This is a genomic window from Ruegeria sp. AB5, assembly GCF_056542645.1.
Genome location: NZ_JBQGAE010000004.1, coordinates 158,845 through 170,605, shown reverse-complemented (window position 1 = coordinate 170,605; position 11,761 = coordinate 158,845). Strand labels below are relative to the sequence as shown.

Genomic DNA, 11,761 nt, shown 5'->3' with positions numbered 1-11,761 from the left:
GAGGAGCAAATTATGTCGGAACATGACAATAAACTGAACATCACACGCCGCGGGATGCTGGGGGCAACCGCCACCGGCGCCGTGCTGGCCGGGACCGGTCTGGGTTCGACCCTGATGACCGCAAAACAGGCCAGCGCTGCGGCCAATGCCAACCTGGAGCCAGGCGAACTAGACGAGTATTACGGCTTCTGGTCCTCGGGTCAGACCGGCGAATTGCGCATTCTGGGCTTCCCGTCCATGCGCGAACTGATGCGGGTGCCAGTGTTCAACCGCTGCTCGGCCACCGGCTGGGGTCAGACCAACGAGTCGCTGAAGATCATGACCGATGGCCTGCTGCCGGAAACCAAAGAGTTTCTAGCCAAGCGTGGCTTGCAGACCTATGACAATGGCGACCTGCACCACCCGCATATGTCGTTCACCGACGGCACCTATGATGGCCGTTATCTGTTCATGAACGACAAGGCCAACACCCGTGTCGCCCGTGTGCGTTGCGATGTGATGAAATGCGACAAGATCACCGAGATTCCGAACGCCAAGGCGATCCACGGTCTGCGTCCGCAGAAATTCCCACGCACCGGCTATGTCTTTGCCAATGGCGAAGATGAAACGCCGCTGGTCAATGATGGCTCGGTACTGGACGATCCGTCGCAATACGTGAACATCTTCACCGCGCTTGACGGCGACACCATGGAGGTCGCGTGGCAGGTGATCGTTTCGGGTAACCTCGACAACACCGACTGCGACTATCAGGGCAAATACGCCTATTCGACCTCGTACAACTCGGAAATGGGTATGAACCTGGCCGAGATGACCGAGAACGAGCTGGACCACGTTGTTGTTTTCAACCTCGCGGAAATCGAAAAAGGCATCGAAGCTGGCGACTATCAGGAGCTGAAAGGCGTCAAGGTTCTGGACGGACGTAAGGGTCAGAACAAGAAATACACCCGCTACATCCCGATCCCGAACTCGCCCCATGGCATCAACACCGCGCCCGACGGCAAGCACGTCTGCATCAACGGTAAACTGTCGCCCACCGTGTCGATCATGGACGTCACCAAGCTGGACGCCCTGTTCGAAAGCGATGCCGATCCACGGTCCTGCATCGTGGGTGAGCCGCAGCTGGGTCTTGGCCCGCTTCACACCGCGTATGACGGTCAGGGCAATGCGTTCACCACGCTGTTCCTCGACAGCCAGATCGTGAAGTGGAACATGGACAAGGCGATCCGCGCATACGCGGGTGAGGATGTCGATCCGATCATCTCGAAGGTCGATGTGCATTATCAGCCGGGTCACAACTCGACATCGATGGGTGAGACCAAGGATGCCGATGGCAAGTGGCTGATTTCGATGAACAAGTTCTCGAAAGACCGCTTCCTGAACGTGGGTCCGCTGAAGCCTGAGAACGAACAGCTGATCGATATCTCGTCGGATGAGATGAAGGTGGTCCACGACGGTCCAACCTTTGCCGAGCCGCATGACTCGATCATCGTGCGCAGCGACATCGTCAACCCGGTCAACGTTTGGGATCGGAACGACGTCACTTGGGAAGATGCCCGCAAACAGGCCGAAGCCGATGGCATCGATCTGGAAGAGGGCGCCGAAGAGCCGATCCGGGATGGCAACAAGGTGCGGGTCTACATGACATCGCAGGCGCCGACCTTCAGCCTTGAGAAGTTCACCGTCAAACAGGGTGACGAGGTAACGGTTTACATAACCAACCTGGATGACGTGGATGACGTGACCCACGGCTTCTGCCTGGGCAACTACGGCGTTGCGATGGAAGTTGCCCCGCTGGCAACCGCCTCGGTCACCTTCACCGCTGACCGTCCGGGCGTACACTGGTTCTATTGCCAGTGGTTCTGCCACGCGCTGCACATGGAAATGCGCGGCCGGATGCTGGTCGAGCCGCAAGGAGCATAACCCATGCGTTGGTCCCTGCTCATACCGCTCCTGCTCGGCTCGCCCCTTTGGGCGGCGGACTGGGATGTGCCCAACCGGGCGGGGGCCATCAATGAAACACTGGCGCAGGCGGCGGATGGGGACACCCTCCGCCTGAGCCCCGGTGTCTACACCGAAACACTGGTTCTGGACCGGCCCGTAACTCTCGACGGGCTGGAACAGGCCACCATAGACGGGCAAGGCGAAGGCAGTGTGATCACGGTCACCGGACCGGGCGTGACCGTGCGCGGTCTGACCGTGATCGGCTCAGGCTCAAGCCATGACGGGATCGACAGCGGCATCCAATTGACCAAGACGGCCAAGGCGCCGGTGATCGAGGATAACGTGCTGCTGGGCAACCTCTACGGCGTCGACATTCACGGGGCCAAGGACAGCATCGTGCGTGGCAACCGGATCGAAGGTCGTCAGGACCAGCGGATGAATGACCGCGGCAACGGCGTTTATGTCTGGAATGCACCAGGCGCGGTGGTTGATGGCAATGACATCCGGTACGGGCGCGACGGGATCTTTGTGAACTCGTCCAAGAAGAACACCTTCACCAACAACCTGTTCCGCGATCTGCGCTTTGCCGTGCATTACATGTATGCCGACGACTCGGTCGTCAGCGACAATGTCTCGATCGGCAATGATCTGGGCTATGCGGTGATGTTCACGACCAATGTGACAGTTGCCAACAACGTCTCGATCGGCGACCGCGAACATGGCGTGATGCTGAACTACGCCAACAAGAGCGTTATCACCGGCAACGTGGTGAAAGGTGCCAAGGAAAAATGCACCTTCCTCTATAATTCGAACAAGAATGAATTCACCGACAACTGGTTCCAGGGATGTGGCATCGGCATCCACTTTACCGCTGGCAGCGAACGCAACCAGATCGTCGGAAACGCCTTTGTCGGCAATCGGACCCAGGTAAAATACGTCTCGACCAAATGGGTCGAGTGGTCCGAGGACGGGCGTGGTAACTACTGGTCCGATTTCGCCGCCTATGACGTGGATGGCAACGGCATCGCCGACGCGCCCTATCGCCCCAATGACAGTATGGACCATGTGTTGTGGACCCAACCCGCAGCCAAATTGTTGCTCGGCTCCCCTGCCGTGCAACTGGTGCGCTGGTCACAATCGGCCTTCCCGGCGCTTCTGCCGGGGGGTGTGATGGACAGCAACCCGTTGATGCAAGCCCCTGAACCCCCAGCTATGAAAAAGGTGCCTCATGACGGATAAGGCCCTGTCAATCGACCATGTTCTCAAGGACCGTGGAAAAACCCGCGTTCTTGACGATATCACCCTGTCCCTTGCCCCCGGCCAGCGCGTTGCGCTGCTGGGCCATAACGGCGCGGGCAAGTCGACCCTGATCAAATCCATCCTCGGCCTGACGCCGATCCATGGCGGAGCAATTCGGATCGGGGACGCCACCCCCGGCAGCACGCAGGCGCGTCGCGAGACCGCGTATCTGCCCGAGGCGGTTTCATTCCACCCTGCGCTGACCGGGCGGGAACAGTTGACCCTGTTTGCGAAACTGTCTGGTGCCAAGTCTGACGTGCCTGCCCTGTTGGATCGTGTCGGCCTGAGCGACGCTTTGGACCGCCGGATCGGCACCTATTCCAAAGGGATGCGACAACGTCTGGGACTGGCGCAGGTGCTGCTGGGTCATCCAACAGTGGCATTGTTGGATGAGCCAACATCAGGCTTGGACCCGATCTCGCGGCAGGACCTTTATGCCATCATCGACGAGCTGGCCGCCCAAGGCACCGCCGTTCTGATTGCCTCACACGCGCTGACCGAGGTCGAGGCGCGCACCGACCGGATCGCCATCATGCGCAAGGGTCGGATGGTCGCCGACGACACCCTGAACAATCTGTCGGCTCTGGCCGGTCTGCCGATCCGCCTGAAGGTACGCGCCAGCGCCAATCCGGATGTGCTGGCCGCTGAACTGGGCGGCAGCCGGATCAATGGGGCATCCGTTGAATTGCTCTGCACACCCGAAGACAAGATGGAGGCTCTGCGCCGCATCGCCGGGTTGGGCGATGCAGTGACGGATGTGGAAATGACCCCGCCCAAACTGGAAGACCTCTATCGCCATTACGCACAGGAGGGCTTGCAATGACCCGCTTCCTCGCCATCACCCGCATTGAAATGCTGATCCTACGACGCAATCGTTGGCTGCTGGTCGCGACGCTGATCATGGTACTGTTCGCGCTGGCGCTGACCTTTGCGGGCAGTGCGCCAACCGGCACATTGGGGGTCGACATGCTGACCGTCTCTGTCGCCTCGATGACCACACTGTCGGTCTATCTTGCGCCCCTATTGGCGCTGATGATCGCCTTTGATGCAATCGCCGGAGATGTCGACAGGGGCAGCCTTGCGTTGCTGTTGTCCTACCCGGCGGGACGCGGAGAAATCTTGCTGGGAAAGTTCACCGCCCATCTTGCGGCATTGGCTTTTGCCATGATCATCGGTTTCGGCACTGCTGGCGCCGTGGCCGCGTTTTTTGGCGGCGCAGGGCCGGAAAGCCTGATGGCTCTGGTCCGTCTCATTCTCACATCGATCCTGCTGGGCGCTGTTTTTCTGGCGCTTGGATACCTGTTGTCCGCCTTGGCAAAGGGCGCCACGGCGGCGGCAGGTCTGTCGGCCGGGCTCTGGCTGGTTTTTGTCGTCCTCTATGATCTGGGCCTGTTGGGGGCCGTTGTCATGGATAAGGGCGGCACCTTCACCCAATCCGTCTTTCCATGGGTGATGGTGGCCAACCCGGCCGATGCATTCCGACTGTGGAACATCGCTGCGACCGAAGGCGTTGCGATGGCGTCCGGCATGACCGGCGCGGCGCACGCCCTGCCCGTCTGGGCCGCACCCGCCTCGCTGCTGATCTGGCCATCCATCGGTTTTACGCTTGCACGGCTGGCCTTTCGGAGGGTTGAGCCATGAAACACCTTGCCCTGATCGCGCTGGTCGCGCTGACAGCCTGCAAAGAAGAGGTGGCCGAGACCCCTGATCCGGTCGATCTGACCCCTGATGCACTCAGCTACTTCTGTCAGATGAATATCGCTGAACACGGCGGGCCCAAAGGTCAGATTCACCTCAAAGGCTACCCGGCCCCTTTGTTCTTCGCGCAGGTGCGCGACATGGTGGCTTATCTCAAAAGCCCCGAGCGGGATGCCGAAATCACGGCTGTCTATGTCAGTGACATGGGCGCAGCAGACAATTGGCAGTATCCGGGGATCTCAAACTGGATCGGCGCCGACGGCGCGACCTTTGTCGTCGGCGCGGATGTCGCCGGCGGCATGGGAGCCCGCGAAGTGGTCCCCTTTGCTGATCCTGCTGCCGCGCAGAGTTTCATCGACAGCTACGGCGGCACGCCCCTGCCTTTGTCGGACATCCCGGATTCCGAAGTGCTGGGGCCTGTCGATCTGGACCTGAAACTGGAGACACCCGCATGACCTTTCTGTCCCGTCGCCGTTTCCTGACCATATCGGCTGCCTGTGCCGCCCTGCCAAAAATCGCTGGGGCTGCCCCCTCGGCGCATTGGAATGGTGTAGCGTTGGGAGCGCCCGCCAGCCTGCGACTTGAAGGGCTGACCTATGCGCAGGCCGCGCCGATCATTGCGGCCGTCGAAGCCGAATTGGAGCGGCTGGAGAACATCTTCAGCCTCTACCGACCCCAGTCTCAGTTGAGCCGGTTAAACGCAAACGGGGTCTTGCGTGCCCCGGCACCCGAATTGCTCAGGACTATGAGCCTGTGTTCGTCTTTGCATGCGGCCTCTGACGGGGCCTTTGATCCAACAGTTCAACCTGTCTGGCAGGCCTTGGCGCGGCGCGCTGATCCGCCGGTGGTAGCTGCCGCGCAAAAAACGATCGGTTGGCGCAGGGTGTATTTTGGTGCAGATAAAATCCAGCTTGCGATACCGGGTACCTCGGCCCTTACGCTAAATGGTATCGCGCAAGGCGTTGTGACAGACCATATCGCTGCTTTGCTGCGCACGTCTGGGCTAAGGGACGTGCTGGTTAATATGGGTGAAATTGCTGCACTAGGGCAACATCGAGACGGTCAAAAGTGGCGCGTGGGTCTCTCTGACCCTGACGGGGTTGTCCTGAAATCGATTTCACTACGGGACCGCGCCGTGGCGACATCATCGACCCATGGAATGCAGTTTGCCGACGGGCAGGGCCATATCCTGAACCCCAATGATCGGACATTGAAGCCGAGAACCGTGTCTGTCTCGGCACCTCAGGCTGGTTTGGCGGACGGTCTGTCGACCGCCCTATGCGCAGCTCCAACGTCGCAGGTCGCCAGCATTCTGAGTTGCTTTCCATCCGCGAAGCTTGAGTTGAACGCTTGATGCTTGATCTAAATCGCAAAACAGGTGTAGACGGCATTTTCGCGCTCCAAAATCCGGCAGCATGTTTAGCTTCAGGTGCCGCCGCACAGCCGATCAGATGTCTTCGCCCGGCGGCTCAAGGGCACCGCCAGGTGCCAGCAAGGCCCGTTCGGACAGCCACGGATTAAGCTGCAGCGCCGCTGTCAAAGCTGTGCGGGCCTCGTCAAGGCGTTTGAGGCCCAAAAGCGTCAGAGCCCGACCGCTCATCGCGGCGATATGGTTCGGAGACAAATCCAGCGCTTTGTCCAAATCGATCAGAGCCGCGCCAAAGTCCTGCCGCAGGAAATTGACAAAGGCGCGTTGGTTGTAGCCCTCGGCATAGTCGGGGCAGTAGGCGACCAATTTATCCAGTTCGCCCAACGCCCCCAACAGATCCCAGGCCTCGCGCCGGGCCATGCCACGATCCAATAATGTCTGCGATCGCGCATCCGGCGCATCGGTCCATAGCTCCCACATCTGGCCCGAGATACCGCGTGCTTCGTCTTGTGTTTCTGCCCGTTGTATCTGGCCGATAAGCTCACCCAACCCCGCAGAGTGGTCCGGCGCAGACGGGCAATCTTGTGCAAACGCTGAAGTGCAAGCCAAAGCAACTGTGATACATATGGAAACCCTGCGGATCATAAACGAAGTGTGACGCGTCTGACGCGCGGGTCAAGCTTTTCGCTCCAAATCGCCCAGCAGCCCGGTCTCTTTCACGGCCTGCATGGCCACGAAGGTTGAGGTGTTCGCCACGTGCGGCAAAGATGAAATTTTCTCGGCCAGCACCGCGCGATATTCGGACATCGACCCGGTACGTACCTTCAGCAGGTAGTCGAAATTCGATGCGATCATATGGGCCTGCTCAATCTCGGCGATCTTGCGCACGGCTACATTGAATTCGGCCAATGCTTTTTCACGCGTGTCGGTCAGGCGCACTTCGACAAAGGCCACGTGGTCCAAACCCAATCGGATCGGGTCCAACATCGCACGGTAGCCGGTGATGACACCATCTGCCTCAAGCCGCTTTAACCGCGCCTGTGTCGGAGACTTGGAGAGGCCAATGCGCCGCGCCAGATCCGCGACCGAGATGCGCCCATCTTCGGCCAGAGCCTGTAAAATCGAGCGATCAAAGCGGTCGAGACCCGGAAAGTCATTTTGCATCGTTATTCTGCCAATTTTTAGTCGATCTGCCTTCAGTACCATCAAAATTGGTCCAATGTCCCGTCAAATAAATCCTATATTGATTCAAATGCCCGGAGGAACAATGTCACACAGCCTGCGTACAACCATCGATTCACAAACCTATGCCGATCAATCGACCGTTTTGCAGGCGTTGACCGATCAAGCCGCCCTGAGCGACGCCGACCGCACTGCAATCTGCGCAGCAGCGGCACAGTTGGTCCGTGACATCCGGTCCAGCACCTCGCCGGGTATGATGGAGGTGTTTCTGGCCGAATATGGCCTGTCCACCGACGAAGGCGTAGCGCTGATGTGCCTGGCCGAAGCACTGTTGCGTGTACCTGATGCGGACACGATTGATGCGCTGATTGAGGACAAGATTGCGCCATCGGATTGGGGCAAACATCTGGGTCAGTCCTCGTCTTCGCTGGTCAACGCGTCGACGTGGGCGCTGATGCTGACCGGTAAGGTGCTGGATGAAGGCAAAACCTCGCCCGTCAGCGCCCTGCGCGGGGCAATCAAACGATTGGGGGAGCCGGTCATCCGCACCGCCGTTGGGCGCGCGATGAAAGAGATGGGGCGCCAGTTCGTCCTGGGTGAGACCATCCAGGCGGCAATGGATCGCGCCAGCGGGATGGAGGCCAAGGGCTACACCTATTCCTACGACATGCTGGGCGAAGCTGCCCGGACCGAGGCTGACGCCGCCCGCTATCACCTGTCATATTCCCGTGCCATCGCTGCCATCGCCGAGGCATGCACCCATGACGATATCCGCGAAAACCCCGGCATTTCGGTCAAGCTGTCGGCCCTGCATCCACGCTATGAACTGGCACAGGTAGACCGGGTCATGGATGAACTCGTTCCACGCCTGCGCGCGCTTGCGCTATTGGCAAAGGCCGCCGGGATGGGTCTGAACATCGACGCCGAAGAAGCAGATCGTCTGTCCTTGTCCTTGCAGGTGATCGAAGACGTGATGGCCGAGCCTGCCCTGGCCGGATGGGATGGATTTGGCATCGTCGTTCAGGCCTATGGACCACGGGCCGGGCTGGTGCTGGACACGCTTTACGACATGGCCCAGCGCCATGACCGCAAGCTGATGGTTCGTCTGGTAAAAGGGGCCTATTGGGATACCGAGATCAAACGCGCTCAGGTTGAAGGGGTGGATGGGTTTCCTGTCTTTACGCAAAAAGCGGCGACGGATGTTTCGTATATTGCTAACGCGCGAAAGCTGCTGGCCATGACTGACCGGATCTATCCGCAATTTGCGACGCATAACGCCCATACGGTCAGCGCCATTCTGCATATGGCCGAAGATCAGCCATTTGAATTCCAGCGCCTGCACGGAATGGGCGAAACGCTGCATGGGTTGGTCATGGACACCCATAAGACCCGCTGCCGCATCTACGCGCCGGTCGGGGCGCATCGGGATCTTCTGGCCTACCTTGTGCGCCGCCTTCTGGAAAACGGTGCAAACTCGTCCTTCGTCAACCAGATCGTCGATGAGGCGGTTCCACCGGAAGAGGTCGCCGCGGACCCTTTTACAACGGTTCAGACCCCCGCCGCCCCGCTGCCGACCGGGCCAGAACTGTTTCTGCCGGAACGCCCGAACTCCAAGGGCTTTGATCTGCACCATACCCCGACACTCGACAAGATCGATGCCGCGCGGGATCGTTTTAGGGCCGCGCTTTGGCGCGCAGAACCCTTGCTGTCAGAACAGGTCAGACCGGAAGCAGAAGAACTCGTCATCAACCCGGCCCGGCCGCAAGACAGGCCCGGCACAGTTGCACCCGCCAGCGCCGCAGATGTGGAACTGGCCCTTGCCTCGGCCAGCCCCTGGCAGGACACAGCCGAAAGGCGGGCTCAGGCACTGAATGCAGCGGCCGATTTGTACGAGGCGCATTTTGGCGAACTATTTGCCCTTTTGGCGCGCGAGGCCGGGAAATCCCTGCCCGACGCGGTCGCCGAATTGCGCGAGGCAGTCGACTTTCTGCGCTACTATGCAGCGCATATTCCTGACGCAGGACCCGCCGGGACTTTCACCTGTATAAGCCCTTGGAATTTCCCTCTGGCGATTTTCACCGGGCAGATTGCCGCCGCGCTGGCAACCGGCAACGCGGTTCTTGCCAAACCCGCCCCGCAAACACCTCTGATCTCACATCGCGCCATCCAGTTGCTGCACGAGGCCGGTGTGCCCCGCGACGCGCTGCAACTTCTGCCCGGCGGGCCAGAGGTGGGCGCGGCGCTCACTTCGGATGGGCGGGTCTCTGGCGTGGTGTTTACCGGATCGACCGCGACAGCGATGAAAATTCGGTCGGCCATGGCGCAGAACATGCGGCCAGGTACGCCCTTGATCGCAGAAACCGGTGGGTTGAATGCGATGATCGTTGACAGTACGGCCTTGCCGGAACAGGCGGTACAATCCATCATTGAAAGCGCGTTTCAATCTGCCGGCCAGCGCTGTTCCGCCCTGCGGTGTCTGTATCTGCAAGAAGATATCGCTGATGACGTGCTGACTATGCTGAAAGGTGCGATGGATGCGTTGCAGGTTGGTGATCCCTGGTTGATCTCGACCGATTGCGGTCCGGTCATCGATGAGACCGCGCGTCACGGCATTGCGGATCATGTCGCGAAAGCGCGCAGAGAGGGCCGCGTTCTGAAAGAACTCGGCACCCCACCAGAGGGGACGTTCATTCCTCCGACCCTGATCGAAATCAATGGCATAGCCGATCTGGAACGCGAGGTTTTCGGACCCGTTCTTCATGTTGCCCGTTTCAAGGCGCAAGAGATCGACGCGGTGATCGCGGACATCAACGCAACGGGCTACGGTCTGACCTTTGGCCTGCATACCCGCATCGACGACCGTGTCCAGCATGTGACCGAGGCGATTCACGCTGGCAACGTCTATGTAAACCGCAACCAGATCGGCGCGATCGTGGGCTCGCAGCCCTTTGGTGGCGAGGGGCTGTCGGGCACCGGCCCGAAAGCGGGGGGGCCGAACTATATGGCCCGGTTCTGTGCGCCGGACCGTCAGACGACAACCGAGACCTGGGAGGCAACAGCAGAATTGTCTTCACCCAAAGGGCAAGCCACCGCGGTGCGAACGCAAACCCTGCCCGGACCGACGGGGGAGTCGAACCGTCTGTCCGAATTCGCACGCGCGCCTTTGCTGTGTCTCGGTCCGGGCCCAACGGCAACCCGCGCCCAGACGGAGGCAGTGCTGGCATTGGGTGGCACAGTGATTGAGGCGACCGGAAGGCTCGATCTGCAGCGGTTGGAGACCCTGACAGGGATTTCGGGCGTTCTGTGGTGGGGTGATGAGGAAACGGCGCGTCAGATCGAGCACCATCTGGCCCAACGTGACGGCCCAATACTGCCGCTGATCCCCGGCCTGCCGGACCGCACGCGGGTTTTGGGCGAACGCCATGTCTGCGTCGATACAACAGCTGCTGGCGGAAACGCGGCCTTGTTGGGTGGTGCAGCGTAACCTGACCTTGACGCTGGGCGCGGAAAAGCCCAGCGTCGCGCCATGTTCCCGATCCGAGATCACAACCCCTCGGGGCGCACGCCCTATGTCGTCTACGCGCTGATGGCCGCGAATATCCTGATCTTCATCAGCTATGTTGGGATCATGGATAACCCACAATTGATCCAACGTTTTTATTTCGACTACGCCATCATTCCGGCCCGAATTTCGGATGGTTTTGCGCTTGAGACTTTCGTAACATCCATGTTCCTGCATGGCGGCTGGATGCATCTGGCAGGAAACATGCTGTTCCTCTGGATTTTCGGAGACAATCTGGAAGACGAGATGGGCCACCTGCCCTTTCTGCTCTTCTATCTCGTAGCTGGCGTCGGAGCCGGGCTGATCCACGTCATCACCGCGCCGGGCTCGGTAGTGCCGACCATCGGGGCGTCAGGTGCAATTGCAGGTGTGATGGGGGGCTATCTGTTGCTGTTTCCCAAGGCGCGCGTCGATATTCTGCTGATCCTGATCGTGTATTTCCGGGTCTTCTCGATCCCCGCCTTTGTGATGCTGGGCGTATGGCTGGGGATGCAGTTTGTGGGCAGTCTGAACAGCAACCCGGATGAGGGCGGTGTTGCCTATTGGGCCCATACCGGAGGGTTCGCGGTCGGGCTGGTCCTGTGTATTCCGCTGTGGCTGAAACGCGGCGGCCCTGGATTCTGGAACCGCACGCACGGCCATCCACCCCACCCGGAAACGAAGTACAAGCTGTCGCAATCCCGCATCCCGCGCGTGCCGCGCAGGTAGCG

General features: G+C 60.0%; 10 protein-coding genes. 8 read left to right on the top strand and 2 right to left on the bottom strand.

Annotated elements, in window-relative coordinates; translation table 11 throughout:
• Positions 1–12 precede the first annotated feature (12 nt).
• Genes nosZ through ACR0L4_RS10035 form a run of 6 tightly spaced genes read left to right on the top strand, consistent with a single transcriptional unit; the run spans position 13 to position 6,292 of the window.
• Complete coding sequence (gene nosZ / locus ACR0L4_RS10060; protein WP_480512638.1) at positions 13–1,920, top strand: TAT-dependent nitrous-oxide reductase; 1,908 nt, start codon at positions 13–15, stop codon at positions 1,918–1,920.
• Positions 1,921–1,923: 3 nt separating this feature from the next.
• A complete protein-coding gene (locus tag ACR0L4_RS10055; RefSeq protein WP_480512636.1) occupies positions 1,924–3,180 on the top strand; it encodes a nitrous oxide reductase family maturation protein NosD in 1,257 nt (418 codons plus the stop codon).
• Positions 3,170–4,063, top strand: a complete 894-nt coding sequence (locus ACR0L4_RS10050) for an ABC transporter ATP-binding protein (protein WP_480512634.1) — start codon at positions 3,170–3,172, stop codon at positions 4,061–4,063. Before ACR0L4_RS10055 ends, ACR0L4_RS10050 begins: the two co-directional genes overlap by 11 nt.
• Entirely contained in the window at positions 4,060–4,881 is an 822-nt protein-coding gene (locus tag ACR0L4_RS10045; RefSeq protein WP_480512633.1) for an ABC transporter permease, read from the top strand. The genes ACR0L4_RS10050 and ACR0L4_RS10045 overlap by 4 nt, the downstream gene beginning before the upstream one ends.
• Positions 4,878–5,393 (top strand): nitrous oxide reductase accessory protein NosL, encoded by a 516-nt coding sequence (locus ACR0L4_RS10040; protein ID WP_480512631.1) that lies wholly within the window; start codon positions 4,878–4,880, stop codon positions 5,391–5,393. Before ACR0L4_RS10045 ends, ACR0L4_RS10040 begins: the two co-directional genes overlap by 4 nt.
• Positions 5,390–6,292: an FAD:protein FMN transferase gene (locus ACR0L4_RS10035; RefSeq protein ID WP_480512629.1), complete on the top strand. Its 903-nt coding sequence runs from the start codon at positions 5,390–5,392 to the stop codon at positions 6,290–6,292. The genes ACR0L4_RS10040 and ACR0L4_RS10035 overlap by 4 nt, the downstream gene beginning before the upstream one ends.
• 93 nt (positions 6,293–6,385) lie before the next feature.
• Here ACR0L4_RS10035 and ACR0L4_RS10030 read toward each other — a convergent pair whose 3' ends face one another.
• Positions 6,386–6,952: a tetratricopeptide repeat protein gene (locus tag ACR0L4_RS10030; protein WP_480512627.1), complete on the bottom strand. Its 567-nt coding sequence runs from the start codon at positions 6,950–6,952 to the stop codon at positions 6,386–6,388.
• 30 nt (positions 6,953–6,982) lie between these two features.
• Positions 6,983–7,471, bottom strand: a complete 489-nt coding sequence (locus tag ACR0L4_RS10025) for an Lrp/AsnC family transcriptional regulator (RefSeq protein ID WP_480512625.1) — start codon at positions 7,469–7,471, stop codon at positions 6,983–6,985.
• A 103-nt stretch (positions 7,472–7,574) separates the two neighbouring features.
• Here ACR0L4_RS10025 and putA point away from each other — a divergent pair, with 103 nt between their 5' ends.
• The gene (gene putA, locus ACR0L4_RS10020; protein WP_480512623.1) at positions 7,575–10,973 is read left to right on the top strand and encodes a bifunctional proline dehydrogenase/L-glutamate gamma-semialdehyde dehydrogenase PutA; all 3,399 of its coding nucleotides are present in this window, start codon (positions 7,575–7,577) and stop codon (positions 10,971–10,973) included.
• A 42-nt stretch (positions 10,974–11,015) separates the two neighbouring features.
• Positions 11,016–11,759 (top strand): rhomboid family intramembrane serine protease, encoded by a 744-nt coding sequence (locus ACR0L4_RS10015; protein WP_480512621.1) that lies wholly within the window; start codon positions 11,016–11,018, stop codon positions 11,757–11,759.
• Positions 11,760–11,761: the final 2 nt, after the last annotated feature.